A 21784-nucleotide genomic window follows, 5' to 3' on the forward strand; every position below is an offset into this window, starting at 1 on the left:
AATTTTAATAAGGTAAATATAAATAACATTCCACAAAAGAAAATAAAATCCTTTTCCACTTGCTGCATACTAATCAACTAGAGTTACACTTAGATGCCGTTACTTTCACCCTCTCATTGATGATTCATTCCCACGGACGTGGTACCCTCGTATTAATAAATATCATTTTATGTTCATTTCCAATTAACTTTATAAATGAAACAAGTTGCCCAGTAGTAAAGGCTCCATTTGTATCTAATCCAACAATGAAATAGTTTCCTAAATTCGCTTCATTTTTTAACTCTTTAACTACAGGCATTATTATTTTAAATCCACAGGAATAACCAATTTCAAAACAAAATTAACAATACTAATTGGCGGACAACCATTTACAATTCTTCAGGGATGGTTGTCTATCGAAGTTAGCGCAAACGGACGTAACTTTCAGATAATCAATACGCATTTAGAGCCGTTTTCTCCCCCTGTTCAAGTTGCTCAAGGGAACGAATTACCAACAGAACCAGCCAATACAAATCTACCGCTAATCCTTCTAGGAAATTCAAATTCAAGTGCTAACGGAACCAGTTCACCAACATATAGAAATTTCATCACGATATTGTATTAATTCAGCTTCTTATCTTAATAAAAAAATGTATTTCAATTTATAATTTTAATAGAAGGAATAGATTAAGTAGGAGGAGGTACTTTGAGGATAGCGCCTTTTCTTTATAAAAACTCAAAGTGCTGGCATCGTTAATATTTTCGTTCCATCTGGTGGCGGTCAATGGGCTGTGCAAGCACCCATTATGATTCCAGCTGGCGCTGAACTTGGTGTACCTGCCGCAAAAACAGCAATGGCAATTGCGTGGGGCGATGCTTGGACGAATTTGATTCAACCATTCTAGGCTTTACCGGCATTAGCGATAGCTGGTTTAGGTGCTCGTGATATTATGGGATTTTGCGTTGTTAACTTACTATATGCAGGATTTATCCATTAGTCTATGTTTCTTATTTATTCAAACGAAAAGCTAGTTTTATACTAGCTTTTTTACACAATAAATCATTTATTTCCCATGCAATTTATAACCCTCTTCCACTCTATCCTCCGTAAGATGTAACGCCTCAAATGCAAAAAAGTCTTCACATACTTTTTCAATTAAATGTGGATTTTTCTTAAGGAAATTCCATTGTAACGCTTTAGGAAGAAAATACGCTTCATACTCTTTACTTCCTCTTACTACCTCATCCACTTCTCTTTCACAAATTCCTCTTATTAAGTAATCATTTCTTAATTGTATTTGAATTTGTTGAAACGTTTCACTACATTTCTTCAATTGGACTAAGCAATTAATATATGTACGAAAAAATTCGTTATCATAATTGCAACACTTTATAATACGTTCCATTTCATTCATAATGAACGAGCTTTTTCTTCTATTTGTAATAGCCACTTTTCCCGCTTCTCTACTTTACTCGTTTTCACAGATTGAAAAACAGATCGTTTTATATCGCGAATGCCGCAAAAACGTAAAACGCCTCTCTTCATCATAATCCAATCTACTGATCGATATAATAGTGCAACGTACCATAACGGTGAATCTAACGTATTAATTACCCATGCCTTCTTCCCTTTCAATAAGCCTTTCGGCAGGGCTCCTTCATATTTATAAGCAAAACCAGCTACGAAAATGCGATCAATAAACCCTTTTAAAATAGCAGGCATCCCCCACCACCATATCGGATATATAAAGAGAAGCGTATCCGCTTCTTCTACTAACGTTCTGTACCGAGCTGTTTCTTCTTCATTTACTAAATCACGTCTTTTCTTCTCTTCATTAAATACAAGGACTGGATCAAATTGTTCCTTATATAAATCAAGTACCGTAACCGAATGATTTGTTTCTTGTAATCCTTTTTGCACATACTTTAATATCGCTGCGTTAAAACTGGAAGGACTAGGATGAGCGTATACAATTAGTACATTCACTTCATAACAACTCCCTCTATAAGTTAAAGTTTCCCCTTCTTTAACATCTTCTCTACAATTTGCACGTTTTTCGAACTTTGTAATAAACGATTTAATAATGTAAGTAACTCTTCCTTTTCTAAACCTTTCAGCTTCTCTTTAACCGTACTTTCACCAGCACCTTGAATATCATAAACGACCGCCGCCATATGCTTACAATAATTTTCATATGGACACTCGCAACTACTTTCTGTAAAACTTTCAAGATCAATCATTACTTCATAGTTTCCTGCATTTCCAGTAACAAAAGCAAATATTTTCTTTTCTTGTATTTCAACATCTTCTACATGTCCTTCTTCATAATATTCATAACCTTTATCCATAATGTACTTAGGAATCCATTTCGTTATATCATTTAGTAAGTAAGCGTACATAACAACACCTCTTCCTTTAATTCCCTTTTGACTTCCAAAACCCTGCATGTTATTCTAATAACTGTCAAATAGCAAGTCTATATGACAAAACGACTGACACCTATTCGGCGGAGGTGTCTCTTTTCATTTGCAGCCGATATGAAGTGCCTCTTTCAGGCACATTCAATCTTTGACACTACACACTCAACACCATTCCCTTGTATCAGGCTGCTTAAGCAGTCTTTTACTCTACATACTTCAAAAAAAAGAGAGCTTAGCTCCCTTTTCCCGCCTTATAAAATACCCCTTTTTCAGTATAGAGATATTCATCAGCTAATGTAATTTTCCCATCCAGTTTCAGTTCATCTAATAGTCTTGATAAATAAAATTGATGTAACATCTTTTTCGTGAATTTTCCTTCATGATGCGAAACGATATGTTCTTGAATATCTAACAATGATATTGGCTTATCTTGCTCTATCATATATTCATAAACTGTACTACGCAGTTTTACGTATTTTTCGAGTGTCACAGTACTTCGCAACCCCTTTCTTCTTAATATAAATTTTCGTAATTGGTTTTTTTGCAACAAAAAAACCTCTCCGATAAGAAGAAGTTACGTATATATCTTCGTCTTATCTCCCAGAACAAATATGTTCTGCTGGAATTAGCACCTGCATCGCGGTTGCTGGGTTTCATCGGGCCAGTCCCTCCACCTCTCTGGATAAGAAAATATTCACTTAATTCCTACTATACGTAATTTCGTTTTAATTGTCAAATAAATATAACAAATTATATTTTGTTCCTTACTGTTCATACTATACATATATGAATATGCAAGGAGGATTATGAAATGCACGAGAATGCTCGCGGATATGTCCAAAATTCTTTTCAATCATTACAAGAAGCAAAACATTGTTTAGAAGAAGCGCTACAGACTGTTGAAAAAGATTTTAATCGCGCTCGTATTGAACAATCACTTTATGCGATCGAACAAGCTATTCAACGCTGTGATTACACGGTTCATATTTTAGAACAAGATTGAAAAAGCTTCCCATCATAAGGTGGGAAGCTTTTTCAAATGGCATACTTCATAATTATTGCCGTTATAATTAAAAAATATACAGAATTAGCAATTTCTAAAACCCCTACTTTTATAATAGAAATTTTTTTGCCATACAACATAATTGCTCGAATGACACTCGGTATAAAAATAAGAGAACACCACGGATTCATTGAAAATACAATGATTGTTAATACAATATGATACCCCCATGATATACGGCGATACTTCGGGTTATTTTTCTCGCGAATCATCGTTTTTACATAAAATGTACTTCCTAAAAAATATAAAAATGAAATAAGCGCAATAAATAATGCTGTTTTATCTATAAGTTTCATTGAAAAATAATAACTAACTAAACCACCAATACAAAAAACAATAATCGCACTAATGTCATTTAGTAACGCTCTTTCATTCTTTTGACGGGCGTAATACATATTTACTATAAATAATGGAATCATTACTGCTACGAATAAAAGAATGCGCCATTCATATAATAGAGAAATCATCCCAAATACGAAAGCGATGATAAAATATACAATTGCTGCATGTAAAAACTCTTTTTTTCGTTTTTGCTTTATGTACGTAAGAAATGGATACGTAGCTAAATAGATAAAGAACCAAGCTAAAAACAATGGAATATGATAAATAGTAGGTTTCCCAAGTATGACACTTAATAGAAATGGTATAACGAGCATGGCCCATGCACCATGTTGCTTCGGAATAACTAACTTCATTAACTATACACCTCCCTTTTGAAAATAGTTCTCACCTACTATTATACAAATAATTTTATATAGTAACGGATATATATTGGACTATTTTTTGACAATAAAAAATGCTCCTTACAATATGTAAGAAGCATGAAAGAGGCAAACGAATATGTAAGTCGCGACCCTACCTTATATGAGTATGCTTTTCTATGCCATGTTATGCTTATCTAATATGCCAAATTTCTTTTTGAATCTCGTAAGAATCGTAATCCAAGACGTACTAAATAATAGTAAGAAAACAACATTCGAAATCGCATGGCTCAAATCGAAATAAAAACTTGCGATATAATACGAAATGACAGCTTCCCACGTTGCCTCACGTATGAAACCGAGAAGCCCCCAGAAGTTCATAATCCAGCCAAATAAAAATCCAACAAACAATCCGTATAGAAGTCTTCCCCATAGCTTTCTCATTAAAAATGTATTACGTAATAATCCAGCTATAAAACCAATCATACCCCAGGAAAACATTTGCCACGGCGTCCACGGACCTTGCCCTAAAAAGATGTTAGATACGATAGCCGCTGTTGCACCGATCATAAAACCAGTTTCACTCCCAAACACAATTGCAGAAACGATAATGACAAATGAAGTCGGTTGTACACTTGGCAATATCGAAAATGGCACGCGGCTAACTGCTGCAATTGCCGCTAACACAGCAACGAGCACAATTTCACGTGAAACAAAAGCCTTTCTTTCAAAGCGGATATAGAAAGGTAACATAATAATAACTAATAAAAACAAACTACTTAACATGTAATAACCGTCCATGATAAGTGTAGTAAAGAGTAATGTGCCTATTATTACTGCAAAAATACATATTATGAATGCAACATATCGTTTGGACACGCTTCGTACACATCCTCCCACGTTAATGCATATGGCAATTCTTTTCGAATGAATCGATTGATAGATGTTGTATAAAAGAAGTTTCCACTAAAAAATTCCTTCGGTGCATCATTCATAATAACTGCTCCGTCAAATAACATCATGCATTGATCAACGTATTTCGCTGCAAACTCAATATCATGCGTTGCCATTACAATTGTTGTACCTTCTTTTTGTAGCTTTCTAAATAGCTCTCCTACTCTTTCTTTTTTCCACGGATCTAATCCCTTTGTCGGTTCATCAAGTAACAATAAAGTCGGCTTTGATAATAACGTTGTACATAACGCAAGTAGTTGTTGCTCTCCCCCGCTACAATCATGCGGATGGCGTTCTTTAAGCGAATGTAACCAAAACTGTTTTAGCATATCTTCTGCTATTTCTTTTCCTTGTTCTCCATATAACTCACGTGCACGTTCATACACTTCTTCCCACACTGTATCAAATGTAAAATGATAATACGGATGTTGTGATACATACCCGATCCTTTTAAATCGTTCTTTCGAATCAATTTTATGTATCACTTTCCCATTCCACTTTACTTTCCCTCTTCTCGCTTTTTGCAATCCCGCTAAAATCGTTAACAGTGTAGATTTACCTGTACCATTTTTCCCAACGAGAGCTACCCATTTTCCTTTTTCAATCGATACGGTTAAATCTCGTAAAATAAGCGGACTATTTTTTTCATATTGGAACGAAATATGCTCTGCGCTTAAAATGACTTCTCGCTTTTCACTTTGTGCTATTGGCTCATTCACATATGATATATCTGAAAAGTTATTCAGTTTCATTTGTGCTTCTCGCACTGTAAACGGAATATCTTCCACGTCCCATTCTAAAAACAATCTTGGAATTTGCGGAATAAATGGACGGAACTTTTCAACTTCCCACATGTTCGCTATAACCGTTTTAGGACTGCCATCATAAACGATGCGGCCGTTATCCATACAAATAACGCGTGTTGCAAGTGGTATCACTTCATCTAAACGATGTTCACTTAAAACGATCGTAATTCCAAGTTCTTCGTTAATACGTTTTAACAATCCTAAAAACTCTTTCGCAGCGATTGGATCTAACTGCGCCGTTGGTTCATCTAATAATAATAATTTCGGCTGCATAACTAATACCGCAGCTAAATTGACAAGCTGCTTTTGCCCGCCAGATAACGTATGAACAGATTGATGCAATAAATCTTGAAACCCTAAAAAGCTAATGAGCTCTGCTATTCGTTTTTGAATAATCTGTGATGGTAACCCGATATTTTCTAAAGAAAATGCTAATTCTTGAATGACCGTATCCATTACGAGCTGATTCTCTGGATTTTGAAATACCATACCAATTTCTTGCGCAGATAATAAATCCGGTACTTCCTCTAATAAAACGTCATCATAAAAAATTTCTCCTGAACGTGTACCAATTGGAAGTAATTCCTTTTTAAAATGTTTTAATAATGTCGTCTTTCCAGAACCTGACCCTCCAGCAAGTGCAATAAACTCTCCTTTTTGAATAGAAAGAGAAATATGCTGTAACGCATATTCGTTTTCATCAGCATATACAAATGATAAATTGTTTATTTCTGCATGCGCCACCATATCCACTCCCTTCCTTCCATTATAACTGGTAAACTAATAAACATCATAAATACTCCGAACATCATACCATCGTATTGCTGAAATAGAATAGATTCGACTTTCGGATAAATGATTAACTTTCCTCCGCCATACGTACTACATATAATAGCAATGATAAGTAGAATACTTAAATAACTGAGCGTATACCAATCTCGTCTTTCCATTCTATACCGAATATATGTCGTACGCTTCGTTACACCAAACCCACGAGCTTGCATAGAATCTGCCGTTTGCAGCGCATCTTCTAATGAACAAATTAATAATACTTGCAGCAATTGCATACCATTTTTCACCCGTTCAACAATTGAACCTGCATCTACTTGTACACCTTTTGTCTTTTGGACGAGTGTTATTTTCTGTAATCGCCTCATAAACAAAGGAACAAACCTCACTGTAATCATCGTTAACAATGCTACTTTCGGTGAAATTCTAGAAAACAAATATAAAAATTTATGACTTGAAATAATATCATTATACGAAGCAAACGTAAACATAATCGCAACTAATAATAACCCCATTACTACTCCAAACATAATTGCCTCAAGCTTAATACGGCTATCCCCTAACCAAAATAATGTAGTTCGGCCTCTATGCGTTAATAATGAATTAAATAAAATGACCATAAAAAAGAAAACAATTGTGCTCGGTAACATCTTTCTTATCTTTTCGCTATTCCCTTGCATCACATTAATTATAACGATTAATAGAATTGCTCCAATTAAAAAAAGAGGATGAAGACACATCATACATAGTATCATCACCCCGATATAATAGAAAAAATTCACAAAAGGATGTAAAGAAGAAAAACTTATTTTCATAGTCCTTTACCGAATGCCTTTCTTATTTTAATACATACACCCACTCGATTGTATCTCCTGGTTTAACTGTTACTACACCTGCACTATGGTTTGGAAACGCACCGTTCACACGATATTTCCATCCACTAGTATCTGTAATATCTTTTTCATATAAATCATTAATACCTTTTACATAAACATCGCCTTTAGACCCACTCGCATCCACATCTAAACCTGTACGTTGCAATACTTTATACACTGTATCGCCTTCTTGTACATCCATTTTTTTCGCACCTAATAAGTATCCTTTATCACCTTTTACTGAGATAGTAACTTGTTTTGCTTTAGGTACTGGTACTGGATCTGGTTTTGATGGTTCAGGTTTTGGTACTGCCGGAGTCGGTATCGTTTTCTCCTCTTTATTCGGATCAACTTTTTGCTCCTGCTTCGGTGTTTCTTTCGGTTGATTCACAACCTTCGCTTCTTCTTTTACTTCTTGCGCTTTCGGTTGTTGTTGTTTCTCTTCTTGTGCTTTTTGCTGTTCTGGTTGCTTAGTAGCAGGAGGCTGTTCCTGAGGCTTTTCTTCTTTCTTTACTTCCGGTTGTGCCTGAGGCTTTTCTTCTTTCGGCTTCTCTTCTACTTTTTGTTCTTGTTTCTCTTTCTGTTCGTCTTGCTTATTTTGCTCTTGTTCAGCTTGTTTTTCCACCGGCTTTTCTTCCGGTTTCGCTTCATCTTTTTTCCCTTCTTGTTTTGCTACCTCTTCTTGCTTTGGTTCTACTTTCTTCTCAGGCTTTACAGCTGCCTCTTCACATCCGGCAAGTAGCCCAAGTGAAAGCATTAAAGAAATAAACCACTTCATCTTACTCATGTTGTCTCTCACCTTTCATATTAAAAATTAGGAGCAAATGATTGCTCCTAATTTTTGTTAAGCTGCTTTACGTCTCCATAATACATATGCAGCAGCAATACATAATACACCCATACCTACTTCTGTAGCTGCACTATGAGAAGATGCTCCTGTTTTTGGTAACGTGCTACCGTTTCCGGATTTTTTATTTTTAACCGGTTCATTATCGACAACAACTTTTAGAGTGTCATCTTTCGTTTCTTGTTGTACTTGCTTTTGTTCTTGTGGTTGTTCAGTAACTTCTTTTTCTACTACAACATTCTCTGAATCCACATTTGGTTTTTTATCAATTTCAGGAACAGATACATTTGACCAATCATAAATCGATTTTCCAAGGTCTTTAAACTGAAGTAAAGCTAAGAATGCTTGCTCTGTAGCCATTCCGCTACCGTTTTGATCACTTGGTAACCATTTAAATTCACCATTTGGAAGTTGGTATGACAGTAGATTTTGCATTGCCTTATGCAGACGATTTTGATCTACATCTTTCACAAGTGATAATCCAATAATTGCTTGCGCAACACTATTAGAATTTTCTTGTCCATCAGCAGAAAAACCATCGTTTTCTAGCTGTTCGTTATATAAGTAAGCAACAGCTTTTTCTACAGCTGGCTTCACATCTGGTCGATCTTGATAAGGAGCTAATGCTGATAAAACCATACCTGTTACATCAACGCTACTAGCACTGTCTTTACTGCTTGCACTATCGTAAGTCCAGCCGCCATCTGTATGTTGCGCGTTTAAAAGCGCATCTACTAAAGCAACTCGATTCCATTTTGCATTCACTGGAACTTCATATTTCTTCGTATCAAATGCAAGTAAAGCAAATGTATAACCTGTAACAGAATTCACTTTATCTGATTCGTACAATTTTCGAACTAAATTATGTTCGCCCACCTTTGTAGGGTCTGCTTGCATTGCATTCATCATAATAATCGTTCTAGCTAAATCTGTCGCTGAAAAACGGTTAATGCGCTTTTCTACTTTTTCAGTTACTGACTTAACATAATTTAATTTCGCCTCAATTGGAACATTCTTTCCAGAACGAGAAAGGCCTAAAGCTACCCAATCACTTTCAATTCCATCTTGTAACATCTTTTCAGATGTTTTAGAGATCGCTTCATTTACTTGCGCTGCTGGAATTTGAATGTTCTCTTGCTTTGGTTTTTCTGGTTTTTCTTGTTTTGGATCATCTGTTTTTGGTTCTTCTGGTTTTTCTTGTTTTGGATCATCCGTTTTTGATTCTTCTGGTTTTTCTTGTTTTGGATCATCCGTTTTTGGTTCTTCTGGTTTTTCTTGTTTTGGATCATCCGTTTTTGGTTCTTCTGGTTTTTCTTGTTTTGGATCATCTGTCTTTGGTTCTTCTACAGTTTTACAAGTACCAAATTTATCTAATGTTTGCTGTAATGTTTCCTGGCTCATATTGCTCCAGTCTGCAACAAAACGAAAGACAACAACATCTCCAGCATTTAATTTATAACTATCTGCTCCAACTTCTGCAGATTTATCATTCACATCATACAACCAGCCACTTGTGTCCCCAGCCATTAAACCGTCAATGCCTTTAACATACGTTCCAAACGACATCGTCTCTGCTGTTACTTTGTCCCCCATGACTTTTTGCAGCAAACTTAAAGCTGTTTCCCCATCTGTAATTTGCTCTTCTTTCGGACACAACATAATGCCCTTTTGTGATTCACCAATAATTGCAAGTTTTGCTGTATTTCCTTCAGCAAACGTAATATGTACTGTATTCGCAAAAGAAACAAATACAAGTGTAACTGCCATTAACGACGTAAGCAGCCATTTTTTCAACATTGCCATCCCAAAATTTCCTCCCTTACTACTATTTACACAAAAAAAGGCCCCTCAAGGGCGTGCAATTGACACTCTTTTTTTGTAAGTGTCGAACAAACTGCGCAACACCTCCGACCCGCATCATTCGCGGCTATATTTGTATAGGAAAAATAATTTTGTTTATGAACGTATCATTGTGATAACATTCACTTTTCTAGGCACAACTTACTTCCATTTAAGTTATCGTAAAACGATAAACCTATACATTCTGTTAATTATAAATTTCTGTATTATTTTACTATTGACAAAGAGTTTTGTCCATTCCTTATCAGATTTATTTTCTGAGAATAGTAGTTTACTAGCCCTTAACGATGCAAACTCTTTTCACTAATAATGACGCCATCTTCATCCGCATACACATATTCATTCGGCTTCCATTCTACTTGTCCAAATTGCAACGAAATATTCCGCTCTCCTTTTCCCTCTTTTACACTTCTATTTGGCATCGTCCCTAACGCCAAAATACCAATATTAATATTCTTTAATTCACTAGAATCACGAACATATCCATTTACAATAATTCCTGCCAGCTTTCTTTCCTCCGCAATAGCTGCCAAATTATCGCCAAGTAAAGCACAATTCGTAGATGCTCCGCCATCAACAACTAATACCGTTCCTTCTGGTAATGTTTGCAATCCTTCCTTCACTAGTACATTATCATCCTTCACTTTTACCGTTGCAATTTTCCCGTAAAATTGTTCTTTCTTCCCAAAAGACCGAAAAGACTGGCGACATATTTGTAATTCATTCTCAAACTCATCACATAGATCCGTAGTTTTCCACATCTTTTTCCCCTCTTTTCCTTATTCCTTCTATATAACATATTCTTTGGTTATTTTCGTTTCCCTGTCTCATGTTGCAACAATTTGTATGTACAGGAAAAGCATAGAAAAACTATTGCCTTAAGATGCCACCTTTATTATAATCTATTTCACAGATAAATTTCAGAATATTAAAAATTAATCAAGTGAAAAAGGAGGGTTTTTATGCAATTACATACCGAGGTAAAAAAGCAGCCGAGTAAACGAAAGTTTAAAATGCCTGACGCGTACGTACTACTATTTTTTATCGCCTTACTTTGTGCCATTGCTACATATTTCGTTCCTGCTGGAGAATTTAAAAGAGTTACAAACGGTACTGTTACAACGACAATACCAGGAAGTTATCATTCTGTTCCACAATCGCCAGTAGGGTTTGTTTCTTTCTTTACCGCTATTGAAAAAGGAATGACACTTGCTGCTCCGATCATCTTTTTAATTTTATTTACGGGTGGAGCCATCGCAATTCTTGAAAAGACAGGTGCCCTTGACGGTTTAATCTATCATGTGATTAACAAATTTCGTAATCAGCAATTACTTTTCATTTGCATTGTCGCCGCACTCTTTTCTATTCTCGGAACAACTGGCATTATCGTTAACTCAGTTATCGGCTTTATCCCCATCGGCATCATCGTTGCACGCACATTAAAATGGGACGCTATCGTCGGCGTAGCAATTATTTATTTAGGCACTTATGCTGGTTTTAATGCTACTATATTATCTCCCTCACCTTTAGGCATTTCACAAAAGATCGCAGAACTTCCGATGTTTTCAGGGATTGGTTTACGTACGGCAATCTATATCTCTTTTTTAATTGCCACCATTTTATATATTAATTGGTACGTAAAACGTTTGAAGAAATCGAATAAAGGAAGCATTCTCGGAGATAACTGGTTTCCAAGTAACGCTCTTTCAAGTGAGAAAGATACAGAGAAAACAGAAGTTCCTTGGACAATACGTCATAAATTAATTTTACTCGTTTCAGCTTTATCATTAATTGTATTTTTAATAGGCGCTTTCCGTCTACATTGGACAGACGCAGAAATGACCGCTACTTTTATTTTCATAGCAATTACAGCGGGAATAATAGGTGGTATGAAAGCAAACGATATCGCTTCTACTTTTCTAGCAGGCTGCCAAAATCTCATATACGGTGCTTTGATCGTCGGAATGGCTCGTTGTATTTCAGTCATTTTAGAACAAGGCAAATTACTTGATACAATCGTTAATCAACTCGCACAGTCTCTCGAAGGACATAGCCCTGTATTTGGCGTTATCGGTATGTATGTAAGTAGTGCAGCATTACATTTCCTCATTTCATCGGGGACAGGAGAATCTGTTATTTTCATTCCGATATTAGCTCCATTAGCCGATTTCATGCACATTACACGCCAAGTTACAGTACAAGCTGTTATGCTTGGAGAAGGTGTAGTGAACTGCCTCAATCCAACTTCCGGTGTTTTAATGGGCGTACTCGCAGCGAGCGGCATTTCTTACGGAAAATGGATTCGATTTATGGCTCCACTTGCATTCATTTGGTTTATCATTGGACTTATTTTTCTTATTGTTGGTGTGAATATTGAATGGGGACCGTATTAAAAGACTCTTATTATACTTAACTTAATAAAATATCTATTTTATTCTCCACTCCTATAAAAATCACTTATTCTAGTATAGATATAAATAGGGATTGATCATAGTGATCAATCCCTTCTCTCAAAGTAAAATACCTTTAAGTATTTTAGTTCCAAATTTTATTTACCCATTCCGGATGATCAATAAAAGGATTACGATTATGTTGATATTTCGTAAAAATCACTTCATTACGCTTTCGCTCTAAATCATCTACCGGGTCTTGTTCATTCCATTTTAGTAAAACGGATAGTTTGCCCATGTATGGATCTTTATTGTTATTCACCTTTTCATTTAATTCTAAGTCTATTTCGCCGTTGTCTCCTTCATAACGAACAGCCATGTAAAATAGCATTCTAGCGATATCTCCTTTTACACTATCACGAGGTTCCCAAGAATCACTATCGTATTTACATTCTGTCGCTTCCGAATGATTCACACCACCATTATCAAAATCCAGATTTCCACGTGAACTATTTACAGATACATCCGTCGCTCTTAAATGATGCAAATCTGTTCCAGCTCCTGCAGTCGTCCCAAAATCACCGTGAGATTTTGCCCAAACATGCTCTCGGTTCCAATTATCAACTCCTGAACCATTCGTAAGTTTCCCTTGCGAACGCCCAGTATATAAGAGTATCACATTGTTTTTATTATTTGGATCTTCATCAGTATCTCTTAGCGCTTCCCAAACCGCACTGTATGATAACTTTGTATGATCATCAATAATATTATGAAGTTCCTTCTTTAATTCTAAACCCGTTTTTCCTATTGCATTATTATAATATGTATCGTCATAGCTTTTTACAGTAATCTCTTGTGGTGATGCAGAAGCTACTTCACCGTGTATGATATCTGTGAATGATAGAGATGCCGTACTTAAAATAAAAAATGAAGATAGTGTAACCATAGCAAGCTTTGTATTTCGAAACTTCATATACCCATTTCCCCTTTAAAATATAATTTGAAGCTATTAACTAAAAAATGCTTTCTAACCCCAAAAAATTTTTAGAAAGCCATACCCATCCTTTTCTTTTTATTTAATACAAAACTCTATTGAGTCTGTATTATTTCCACACTTTTTGTTTATCTACTTCTCAAGGAATATCCTTCACTAGTAAAGATTATTAAAATATTCTTTTCAATTAAAAAGTAGTTTAATGTTAACTCATAAATTTCAATTTTTTTATGCAATTATGCATATTTGATACATCGTTCAAAAAACATTTTGAATAAAAATTAAGATGATAGTTCGACTTTTCCTTTTTCTATAATTGTCTTTATTTTTTGGTGTAAAACCCTTCTTCCTCTGTAGAATACGTACAAAAATAGATTGGATACCATGTAAGGCACCAATCTATTTTAATTAAAGAAACTTTGTTAATTCTGAGTTCACAACACATTGTGCAGTAATGATTACATTTTTATATTGGGACAGAACTACTACTCTTTATTTTGCATTGAATCTATATACTTTTTAACTACTTCATATACATATTCTTGATTTGCCGCCGCTGTATTTGGATTGTATTTTCCGCCGTTTGTTTTATTGTTAGATAATACTCGAATCCCTAAAAATGGTACGTCATAAGCTTTAGCAATTTGCGCCGCTGCAGCACCTTCCATTTCCTCTACAGATGTACCGTATTTTGTATGGAACCATTTAATTCTATCAACTTCATTATTCCAAACATCTGCTGAACCAATCGTACCTTCCACTACTTTACCTTTTGTATATTTATCTTTTACCGCATTCGCTGCTGCAAGTAAATCCTTATCTCCCTCGTAGTATCGGATTTTCTCAGCATTTGGATCTTCTCCTGCACTTCCTTCAGAAGCCATTAAGTCCATTGAAATCCATTTTGTCGGTTCAATCCCTTGATTCTCATCCATATTTGTTGTTTTTAATGAACCTATGTTTGCTACTTGTTTTCCTAAAACAATATCAAATACGTTTAAATTTGGATCGTGTCCACCTGATGTTCCTTGGTTAATAATCGCCTTAGGCTTATATTTTTCAATAGCCACTGCTGTAGCAGCTGCTGTATTTTCCATTCCTTTACCTGTTTTCGCTACGATTACAGGATAATTGTCGACAGTGCCTTTATAAAATACGAAAGTTCCAGACTTTTCTTCTTTCACATTTTTTAACCTTTTTGCAAACTTTTCAGCTTCTATCGGCATTGGCCCTTGAATTAAAATAGGTTGTTGATTACTTTTTGCCTCAACTTGTTTTGGAGTCACATTACATCCCGCAAGTATTGAGAATGACAATGCAACAGTAGTTACTAGGGCAGCACATTTTTTCAACGTATTCTTCTTCATAAATAATCTCCTCTTTCTCTTGTTGTTTTCTATACTCGATGCTTTTGGTCCAAACAAAAAAGTTCTAGAAATTGTAGAAGAATCTCTACTTTCTAGAACTACGGTAGTCAAAGTTAATTAAGCAAAAGATAAAACAAATGCCAAATTATAGATCGGTAGCGCTCATGAAATAGCACGGCCGAATACTTTAACCCGTAGTCCAGTTCTTTCATTGGGAACTAGGTAGAAACGCTCGGACCATATTACCGAGTATATACGAGTGATGATGTGTAAAATTATTATATTGGTAATATATCAAACTTTTAGTGTGCACGCAATCTAAAAGTGAACATTTTTATTAAAAATGTTTTTAATGTTCGTTTTTAATAGGTTAATTAATCATATCCCCCATTTTAAAATGGAAAATATCACAAAAAACTTACAACCCAAATACTAAACTAAATCCGCCTACAACAACAGACCTTGTACCAACAATTAATCTTCCTCACTTCCGCCTAATATTGAGCTGGAAGTCTTATTCCCCTCATATTGCGAGATAAAATTCGCACTTATCCAATTCACAATTATTTCTTCTAGCATCGGGTGAAGTGGCTTTCCCGCTCCCTCTTTATAGTTCTTTTGAAGCTCTAATACTTTAAAATCTCTTTCAAAACTTTTTAAACTATGATCCATATTTTTTGCTACATGTACCTCAGAATCACCTTTCACATAATGACCAATTCGCTTCGCTTTTTCTGGATCAGCCTGAATGTCTTTATCACCAGCGATTGCTAGTACTGAACATGTTACTTGTTTTAAATCTTTATAAATATAGTTCTTTCCGTTCAGCCAGCATTTTATTATACACAAAGCGTATACATCCGAACGTTTTACGTATGAGATGTGCTTGTTCTTCTGTGGGATACAGACGAAATTTGTACGCCTTATTCTGCTTTGCCATATCCATTCACCTCATTTTTCGCTTCATTTCCCATAAGCTATGACGGTAATCACACAACCTAAAAGATTATTATCTACTTTCATTGTTATACCAAACGTTACCTCTTATAAGACTGATTATATCAAGGGCGAAATAAATAGGAAAACCAAATGTTTGGCTACACCAAACCGAAATTCATCTCCCGCCTACCGCTAGACTATCGCCTTTCACACGCCCCAGGAAGGAGACTCCTTTCGGATAATACGTTAAAACTATGCAACTCTCTACCTAGTATTTCACCGTTATCTTATAATAATGACAAAAAAGATTGATTATAGTAATCAATCCTTTTTACTTTCACCGCTCAAAACTAAATCTCTGCATCTAATAAATTGTACTCATTGTCAAAAGAAGCATGGATTCTATGTCCACCAAATACATCTCCATCATTATATTCGCAATATATATCATTTTCTCTAATTACAATGTCCATAAGAGTAATAGATTGCTCAAATGTTTCTTTCGTCATATCATATTCGCCTGCATCTATAGCATCCCAATCTAAATGTTCATCATTCTCATCATATTCAGGCCAAAAATCATTTTTATACTCTATTAATTCTTTCGCTATAGCGACCTTAGCTTTTTTATCAAATTCTTCTAAACATACATAAAGCTTTTCTGCTCTTTTCATCATTTCATGTACATGTACAAGCTCTTTTCCAATATCCAATCCCCAATGTACTTTTCCTTCGTTTTGTTCATATGTATGAAAAGTTTCATTAAAGATAAACATTCCAATTAATTCACTTTTTATTGATTTTTCCATGATTTCATTTCCTTTCTATCTGTGAAAAAGAAACTTTAATTAGCTTGATAGGCATGTGAAGATCCCCTTGCCTATCAAAGGTATCCCAAACTAGATTTTAACCCTGACTTTTTAGAGACATAAATAGTCATGATATGAACTCACTTTTGGTTTTCGATAATTTTTTTGTATTATTCTTTATGAAATGAACAAATAAGGCGATTAAAGGAAAAGCTGCTCCAATGAGTAAAGTTACTTCACTATTAAATTTATAGTACGTATAACTTCCAACCCATGAACCAACGGCTCCCCCCAAAAAGAAGATGGTCATATATAATCCATTCAGTCTGTTTCTTATCTCGGGATTCAAACTAAAGATAACTTTTTGACCTAATAATAAATTTCCTGCTACACCAATATCGATGCAAACGCCTGAGATAAGTATTAATATCATACTAAATAGTGAATGATCTTGAACAAAAAATAATAGTATGATTGATAATAATACAAGCGCCATTGATACATTAGTCATTGTAAAAATATAACCTTTATCTGCTATTTTACCAATAGTAGGAGTTAATAAAGCTCCAGCTATTGCAACAAAGCCAAACAATGCAATTTCATTATTTGAGTAATGTAATGGTTCTGCCCTTAATAAAATTGGAATAACTGTCCAATAAAGACTGAATGTCGCGAATAAACATGCGTGATAAAAAGCTCTTTGTTGTAACGATGAAGTATGTATTAATAGTTTTACCATAGAAGCTATTAAATTTTGATATCGCATGTTACTAGTTGATACCACTTCATAGTCGGGTAAAAATTTTATAATTAACAGTAAGATAACAACTAAGACTATTAATGAAAAAACGAATACCATTCTCCACCCGAACCAGTCAGCTATTCCGATAGATAATGGGCGAGCAATCATAATGCCAATCAATAAACCACTCATTACTTTACCGACATATTTCCCAGTCTCTTCAATAGGCACAATCCTCATTGTTAGCGGAACTAACATTTGAGCCGCACAGGCTCCAATACCAATTATAGTGGTTAATAGTAAAAAAATAATTCCATTTGTCGAAATTAGCGTACCAATTAATGAAAGAATAGTTAGCCCGATAAGAATCCCTATTATTTTCTTACTTTTAAATAAATCTGCCATTGGTACGATAAAAAACAATCCCAATCCATACCCAATTTGCGTCAAAGTAGTGAGCAATCCAGATAAATCCGAGGAGATATTCAAGTCTTTTGCAATGAATTGTACAATTGGTTGTGCATAATAAATATTTGCAGCAAGTGAGCCACAACTAATCGCCAAAATAAATATTAGAAAATTTGTCTTGTTATTCAACTTTACCATTCCTTTCTTTTTCGGAACGTTCGTTCCAAAATCATTAAAAAAAGAAAGACTATAGGTCTGCAATAGTCTTATCCACTAGACGATAGGCTAAATTTTTCTCTTTTTTATATTTGGACATTACATTCAGGCTATGATTTAAACTTAATAAAGAATATGCAACTAATTCAGTATCAGCCTCTTGTGAAATTTCCCCACTCCTTTTTCCTTCTTCAATGACTTGCTTAAATACGTTTTCAAGTTCATTAAAATCATTTATAAGTATTTCTTCTATGGCAGGATCAATTTGTCCAATAAGCAGTGAAGAATTTGTTATTATACAACCTTTTGGAATTTCATCTGAATAACATTTTTCAATATGTTGATAAAAAAAGGATGTAAGTGATGCTTTCGTGTTTATCCCACTAAAAAGTAAATTTCTCTTTTGAGAGCCATAGTTTTTATAATGTTCCAAAACTAGTTTAAATAGTGCATCCTTATCTCCAAAACTATCATAGAGAGTAGATCGACTTATACCCATCGTCTCAATCAGATCTGATATATATGTAGCATCATAACCTTTCTCCCAGAATAAATGCATCGCTTTATTTAAAGCATGTTCTTTGTTAAAACTAATCTTTCTACCCATTTAACAACACCCCCTATTATATAATTTAGTATAAATATTCCGGAACGGTAAGTCCACAAAATATTTCAAAATTAACTCTTCCGTTAGAAGGTTTTATAAATTTATTAATACAAATCAAAAACACTTGAAGTTGACGTTGGGTCATTTTATATACTGTTAAGTAGCTACTATTTCGCAATTTCATAAAAGAAATTAGAAAAATAGGAGGTTTTTAGATGCAACAAGGCGATATTATTATTTATGGATGTGTCATTATAGGTGCAGGGATCGGACTGACATTGGATTATGCATTTCCTGGTGTACTAATTGGATTAGGATCAGGTTACTTACTTAAAAATCTTTTTAGTAAAGAAGAATAGATGTGGTATGAAGAAAATAATCGTTAACGATAAAATCTTAACGTTCAGAAAGGTAGGTTTATCAGTTGATACACATTAATAAAGTTGGAGAACTGGCAGGCGTTACAGTAAGGACACTGCGTTATTACGATAAAATCGGATTATTAAAACCAGCATCAAAAACAGAAGGTGGCCATCGTTTATATACAAATGAAGAAATAAAAAAACTACAGCAAGTTCAATTTTTAAAAAAAGTTGGATTTCCGTTACAAGAGATTAAAAATATGCTCGACTTCAATGAATGGGATTGGTCGGATAGTTTACAGAATCAATTATCTTATGTAATAAAAGAGCAGGAACATTTAAAGAAAATAGAATTATCCTTACGGGAATTGATAAATGGAATTGCGATAGAAGGAGAAGAAAGCTGGATTGCGATTCAGAAGATTATGCAATTATCCAGCAAAGATAAAGATATACAACAGTATTATCGCGAATCTGTATTTAAAGAAAAAGAAATAAAATTATTGGAAAAGGTTCCTAAAATGTCAAGTGACTGTTCTGATTCACTTGAATGGATTGCTCTCATCGGCCAGTTAAAACGTTATATGAAGGACGGTCCAAAGGCAACAAAAGTTCAAAATATCATGAGAAGAATGGAGGAAAAACGCTTAGAAGAATTTGAAGGTGAGGATGAATTTCTAAATAAGCTTTGGGAGATAAGGATGTCTCCCAAACAATCAGAGAAACTTAGTTTATACCCAATTGATCAAGATGTGCTTCAGTTTATGAACGAGGCATATGCCATTTTTATGAATGAAAAAAATAAGCCTGAGCCGAAATAAGGGGAAATCACGATGGGTACAGAACAACTTCTCCTAATAGGCGGATTAGCTATATTGGACACGCTAAGCCCTACTACAATAGGAGTAACAATATATCTACTTTTAACAGATAAAGAGCGTCTCACGAAACGTTTATTCGTTTATTTATTGACGGTAGCTGGATGTTATTTTGTTGTTGGAGTTTCACTCATGCTAGGGTTAAATTTTTTATTTGAGATTATTTCTGGCGTATTTCAAAACCGAATCGTAAGCTGGACATTATTTATTATTGGAGCCCTATTATTCATCGCAAGCTTTTATATTCCACCAAAGAAAAGTTCAAAGCTCCCTTCACCAAAATCAAATAGCATTCTTTCAATAATTGCACTCGGATTCACTACTACATTAATTGAAGCGGGAACTGCCTTTCCTTATTTTGCAGCAATTGGCATACTAACTACTTCTAATCTATCATGGGTAGAATGGTCTTCTATTTTAGCTGGATACAACTTTATTATGGTATTGCCCTCTCTCGTGCTATTTCTCTTCTATCTCCTGTTTGGTCGGTGGATGCAAAAACCTCTCGAGAGGCTCCGAATGAAAATCGCTAATAGTACAGGATCAGCTCTGTCATGGATTATGTGTATAGTTGGCTTCCTCTTAATATTAAATAGCCTGGATTATTTATAGGGTGTTTTACCAAAGTATTAGAAAAGATCTTATTAGCTCAAAAGTGATGTTAAACGAATTAGAGAATTTACAATAAGGAAGGGATTATTATGCTCGAAATTACTAATGTAGAAGAACTTACACCTACAAGCCTAGCCTGCGCCAATCCGTCTTTTACAGGCAGTTACTCTCCCTTCCATCTTCCTCATATTCATCTAATTTTGATGCAGGATAAAATTCGTATTCATCCAATTCGTAATTATTTCTTCCAGCTTCGGATGTAGTGGCTTATCTGCTCCTTCCACATAAATCTTTTTAAATTCCAACGCTTTAAAATCACCTTCGAAATATTTCAAGGTATGATCCATATTTTTTATTACATGTACTTCATAATTACCTTTCACATAACCACCAATTCTCTTCGCTTTTTCAGGATTTGCCTGAAAGTCTTTATCACCAGCAATTGCTAGTACTGGACATGTTACTTTTATTAAATCTTTATAAATGTCATGCTGAAAATGCTCTCTAAGCCATTTGGCATTCATTGGCTTAAATCCAATTTTAACAATATCTTTTTTGGAGTTTATCATTTTCTCTGTTGCCTTTTGTGCCTGCTTTTCTCCCCGTTTCTCAATATTGAGAAGACGCATTAACTTTCCTTTTATTCCTTTTTGCTCTTTTAACTCCTTATAAATAATCTCCCTTTGTCTTTTAGTAGCTTCTTCTAACGATTCCGCAGCTCCTGTAAGAAGTATGAGTCCATTAACTGGGGTTCTTGCGTTTACTACAGTCGCTAACATACATCCTTCACTATGACCAGCTAAAATGATATTTTCCGGATCAACAAATGGTTGTTCTTTTAAATACGTAATCATAGCCTCTATATCACTAACTAAATCCCACATCCCAGTCTTCAGAAATTCCCCTTCACTCTTTCCTACTCCGCGCTTATCAAAACGGAGCGTCACTACTCCAAGTCTCGCCATTACATGCGCTAAACCTTTATAAATATTCGATTCAAGCTTTAACGGTACGATCATTCCATCACGATCAATCTCTCCAGATCCAGCGATAATAACAACCGCAGTATACTTCCCGTCAGCTTTCGGTTTAGTAATCGTACCGCGCAAAGTAAATTCACTATTTATCGCTACTTCATATTCGTCAAAAGTCATTATATTTATCC

The 21784-nt window shown here is 34.9% G+C and carries 21 protein-coding genes, 5 pseudogenes and 2 riboswitches; of the genes and pseudogenes, 6 read left to right on the plus strand and 20 right to left on the minus strand.

All coding sequences use genetic code 11. From position 1 onward, the window contains the following. Positions 1-127 precede the first annotated feature (127 nt). Positions 128-298 (minus strand): annotated as a pseudogene (locus tag FS802_RS13360) (SGNH/GDSL hydrolase family protein); the annotation flags it as partial. 421 nt (positions 299-719) lie between these two features. Between FS802_RS13360 and FS802_RS13370 the strand changes: the two are divergent. Further along, positions 720-1011 (plus strand): annotated as a pseudogene (locus FS802_RS13370) (TIGR00366 family protein); the annotation flags it as partial. Positions 1012-1039: 28 nt separating this feature from the next. Here the strand turns inward: FS802_RS13370 and FS802_RS13375 are convergent. From FS802_RS13375 to FS802_RS13390, 4 genes and pseudogenes are all read right to left on the minus strand, one after another. Beyond that, positions 1040-1394, minus strand: a pseudogene (locus FS802_RS13375) (group-specific protein). Beyond that, positions 1391-1966: an NAD(P)H-dependent oxidoreductase gene (locus FS802_RS13380; protein WP_098653453.1), complete on the minus strand. Its 576-nt coding sequence runs from the start codon at positions 1964-1966 to the stop codon at positions 1391-1393. Before FS802_RS13380 ends, FS802_RS13375 begins: the two are co-directional and overlap by 4 nt. 23 nt (positions 1967-1989) lie before the next feature. Continuing rightward, positions 1990-2427 carry an SWIM zinc finger family protein gene (locus FS802_RS13385; RefSeq protein ID WP_141545928.1) on the minus strand — a complete coding sequence of 146 codons (438 nt, stop codon included), beginning with the start codon at positions 2425-2427 and terminating at the stop codon, positions 1990-1992. 205 nt (positions 2428-2632) lie between these two features. Then, entirely contained in the window at positions 2633-2950 is a 318-nt protein-coding gene (locus FS802_RS13390; protein ID WP_141545929.1) for a hypothetical protein, read from the minus strand. A 40-nt stretch (positions 2951-2990) separates the two neighbouring features. Beyond that, positions 2991-3089, minus strand: a riboswitch (SAM riboswitch). Positions 3090-3211: 122 nt separating this feature from the next. On the opposite strand from FS802_RS13390, the gene FS802_RS13395 reads away from it, so the two are divergent. Continuing rightward, on the plus strand, positions 3212-3403 hold the full coding sequence (locus FS802_RS13395; protein ID WP_000545003.1) for a hypothetical protein: 192 nt from the start codon (positions 3212-3214) through the stop codon (positions 3401-3403). Positions 3404-3435: 32 nt separating this feature from the next. On the opposite strand, the gene FS802_RS13400 is transcribed toward FS802_RS13395, so the two are convergent. The 7 genes from FS802_RS13400 to rraA form a co-directional block, all read right to left on the minus strand. Next, positions 3436-4158, minus strand: a complete 723-nt coding sequence (locus FS802_RS13400) for a YwiC-like family protein (protein WP_098653452.1) — start codon at positions 4156-4158, stop codon at positions 3436-3438. A 183-nt stretch (positions 4159-4341) separates the two neighbouring features. Further along, entirely contained in the window at positions 4342-5043 is a 702-nt protein-coding gene (locus tag FS802_RS13405; protein WP_088047148.1) for an ECF transporter S component, read from the minus strand. Then, positions 5016-6671, minus strand: coding sequence for an ABC transporter ATP-binding protein (locus tag FS802_RS13410; protein WP_081257297.1), 1656 nt, complete (start codon positions 6669-6671; stop codon positions 5016-5018). Before FS802_RS13410 ends, FS802_RS13405 begins: the two co-directional genes overlap by 28 nt. Next, complete coding sequence (locus FS802_RS13415) at positions 6650-7528, minus strand: energy-coupling factor transporter transmembrane component T (RefSeq protein WP_098707652.1); 879 nt, start codon at positions 7526-7528, stop codon at positions 6650-6652. The genes FS802_RS13410 and FS802_RS13415 overlap by 22 nt, the downstream gene beginning before the upstream one ends. 22 nt (positions 7529-7550) lie before the next feature. Then, positions 7551-8375 (minus strand): DUF4430 domain-containing protein, encoded by an 825-nt coding sequence (locus FS802_RS13420; protein ID WP_098707653.1) that lies wholly within the window; start codon positions 8373-8375, stop codon positions 7551-7553. Between the two features lie 57 nt (positions 8376-8432). Then, on the minus strand, positions 8433-10238 hold the full coding sequence (locus FS802_RS13425; protein WP_144525086.1) for a DUF4430 domain-containing protein: 1806 nt from the start codon (positions 10236-10238) through the stop codon (positions 8433-8435). Between the two features lie 338 nt (positions 10239-10576). Next, positions 10577-11056 (minus strand): ribonuclease E activity regulator RraA, encoded by a 480-nt coding sequence (gene rraA, locus FS802_RS13430; protein WP_000266065.1) that lies wholly within the window; start codon positions 11054-11056, stop codon positions 10577-10579. Between the two features lie 201 nt (positions 11057-11257). Here rraA and FS802_RS13435 point away from each other — a divergent pair, with 201 nt between their 5' ends. After that, complete coding sequence (locus FS802_RS13435) at positions 11258-12688, plus strand: YfcC family protein (protein WP_098653448.1); 1431 nt, start codon at positions 11258-11260, stop codon at positions 12686-12688. 142 nt (positions 12689-12830) lie between these two features. Here FS802_RS13435 and FS802_RS13440 read toward each other — a convergent pair whose 3' ends face one another. The 7 genes and pseudogenes from FS802_RS13440 to FS802_RS13475 form a co-directional block, all read right to left on the minus strand. Then, entirely contained in the window at positions 12831-13658 is an 828-nt protein-coding gene (locus FS802_RS13440) for an endonuclease I family protein (protein ID WP_144525088.1), read from the minus strand. A 506-nt stretch (positions 13659-14164) separates the two neighbouring features. Then, positions 14165-15046 (minus strand): 5'-methylthioadenosine/S-adenosylhomocysteine nucleosidase, encoded by an 882-nt coding sequence (locus tag FS802_RS13445; protein ID WP_098707655.1) that lies wholly within the window; start codon positions 15044-15046, stop codon positions 14165-14167. Between the two features lie 175 nt (positions 15047-15221). Then, positions 15222-15325: riboswitch (purine riboswitch) on the minus strand. 195 nt (positions 15326-15520) lie between these two features. After that, positions 15521-15856: pseudogene (locus tag FS802_RS13450) on the minus strand (alpha/beta hydrolase); the annotation flags it as partial. Beyond that, positions 15855-15986, minus strand: a pseudogene (locus FS802_RS13455) (helix-turn-helix domain-containing protein); the annotation flags it as partial. The pseudogenes FS802_RS13450 and FS802_RS13455, both read right to left, overlap by 2 nt. A 349-nt stretch (positions 15987-16335) precedes the next feature. Further along, positions 16336-16794 carry a DUF2262 domain-containing protein gene (locus tag FS802_RS13465; protein WP_144525090.1) on the minus strand — a complete coding sequence of 153 codons (459 nt, stop codon included), beginning with the start codon at positions 16792-16794 and terminating at the stop codon, positions 16336-16338. A 127-nt stretch (positions 16795-16921) separates the two neighbouring features. Next, the gene (locus FS802_RS13470; RefSeq protein WP_098048035.1) at positions 16922-18142 is read right to left on the minus strand and encodes an MFS transporter; all 1221 of its coding nucleotides are present in this window, start codon (positions 18140-18142) and stop codon (positions 16922-16924) included. Between the two features lie 49 nt (positions 18143-18191). After that, positions 18192-18767, minus strand: a complete 576-nt coding sequence (locus FS802_RS13475) for a TetR/AcrR family transcriptional regulator (protein WP_048544577.1) — start codon at positions 18765-18767, stop codon at positions 18192-18194. Positions 18768-18982: 215 nt separating this feature from the next. Between FS802_RS13475 and FS802_RS31060 the strand changes: the two genes are divergently transcribed. The 3 genes from FS802_RS31060 (at position 18983) to FS802_RS13485 (ending at position 20619) form a co-directional block, all read left to right on the plus strand. Next, positions 18983-19126: a hypothetical protein gene (locus tag FS802_RS31060; protein WP_001183897.1), complete on the plus strand. Its 144-nt coding sequence runs from the start codon at positions 18983-18985 to the stop codon at positions 19124-19126. 65 nt (positions 19127-19191) lie between these two features. Next, complete coding sequence (locus FS802_RS13480; RefSeq protein ID WP_000581359.1) at positions 19192-19950, plus strand: MerR family transcriptional regulator; 759 nt, start codon at positions 19192-19194, stop codon at positions 19948-19950. 12 nt (positions 19951-19962) lie between these two features. Continuing rightward, a complete protein-coding gene (locus FS802_RS13485) occupies positions 19963-20619 on the plus strand; it encodes a GAP family protein (protein WP_048544572.1) in 657 nt (218 codons plus the stop codon). A 194-nt stretch (positions 20620-20813) separates the two neighbouring features. Here FS802_RS13485 and FS802_RS13490 read toward each other — a convergent pair whose 3' ends face one another. Further along, positions 20814-21773 carry an alpha/beta hydrolase family protein gene (locus FS802_RS13490; protein ID WP_098653445.1) on the minus strand — a complete coding sequence of 320 codons (960 nt, stop codon included), beginning with the start codon at positions 21771-21773 and terminating at the stop codon, positions 20814-20816. Positions 21774-21784 lie beyond the last annotated feature (11 nt).

This window comes from Bacillus sp. DE0042 (assembly GCF_007680225.1).
Lineage (GTDB): Bacteria > Bacillota > Bacilli > Bacillales > Bacillaceae_G > Bacillus_A > Bacillus_A wiedmannii.

Bases quoted from the DNA above. Each gene is read 5' to 3' on its own strand.
- FS802_RS13385 (WP_141545928.1), bottom strand. From the start codon at position 2,427: ATGCAGGGTTTTGGAAGTCAAAAGGGAATTAAAGGAAGAGGTGTTGTT.
- FS802_RS13395 (WP_000545003.1), top strand. From the start codon at position 3,212: ATGCACGAGAATGCTCGCGGATATGTCCAAAATTCTTTTCAATCATTA.
- FS802_RS13400 (WP_098653452.1), bottom strand. From the start codon at position 4,158: ATGAAGTTAGTTATTCCGAAGCAACATGGTGCATGGGCCATGCTCGTT.
- FS802_RS13410 (WP_081257297.1), bottom strand. From the start codon at position 6,671: ATGGTGGCGCATGCAGAAATAAACAATTTATCATTTGTATATGCTGAT.
- FS802_RS13415 (WP_098707652.1), bottom strand. From the start codon at position 7,528: ATGAAAATAAGTTTTTCTTCTTTACATCCTTTTGTGAATTTTTTCTAT.
- FS802_RS13420 (WP_098707653.1), bottom strand. From the start codon at position 8,375: ATGAGTAAGATGAAGTGGTTTATTTCTTTAATGCTTTCACTTGGGCTA.
- FS802_RS13425 (WP_144525086.1), bottom strand. From the start codon at position 10,238: ATGGCAATGTTGAAAAAATGGCTGCTTACGTCGTTAATGGCAGTTACA.
- rraA (WP_000266065.1), bottom strand. From the start codon at position 11,056: ATGTGGAAAACTACGGATCTATGTGATGAGTTTGAGAATGAATTACAA.
- FS802_RS13435 (WP_098653448.1), top strand. From the start codon at position 11,258: ATGCAATTACATACCGAGGTAAAAAAGCAGCCGAGTAAACGAAAGTTT.
- FS802_RS13440 (WP_144525088.1), bottom strand. From the start codon at position 13,658: ATGAAGTTTCGAAATACAAAGCTTGCTATGGTTACACTATCTTCATTT.
- FS802_RS13445 (WP_098707655.1), bottom strand. From the start codon at position 15,046: ATGAAGAAGAATACGTTGAAAAAATGTGCTGCCCTAGTAACTACTGTT.
- FS802_RS13465 (WP_144525090.1), bottom strand. From the start codon at position 16,794: ATGGAAAAATCAATAAAAAGTGAATTAATTGGAATGTTTATCTTTAAT.
- FS802_RS13470 (WP_098048035.1), bottom strand. From the start codon at position 18,142: ATGGTAAAGTTGAATAACAAGACAAATTTTCTAATATTTATTTTGGCG.
- FS802_RS13475 (WP_048544577.1), bottom strand. From the start codon at position 18,767: ATGGGTAGAAAGATTAGTTTTAACAAAGAACATGCTTTAAATAAAGCG.
- FS802_RS31060 (WP_001183897.1), top strand. From the start codon at position 18,983: ATGCAACAAGGCGATATTATTATTTATGGATGTGTCATTATAGGTGCA.
- FS802_RS13485 (WP_048544572.1), top strand. From the start codon at position 19,963: ATGGGTACAGAACAACTTCTCCTAATAGGCGGATTAGCTATATTGGAC.
- FS802_RS13490 (WP_098653445.1), bottom strand. From the start codon at position 21,773: ATGACTTTTGACGAATATGAAGTAGCGATAAATAGTGAATTTACTTTG.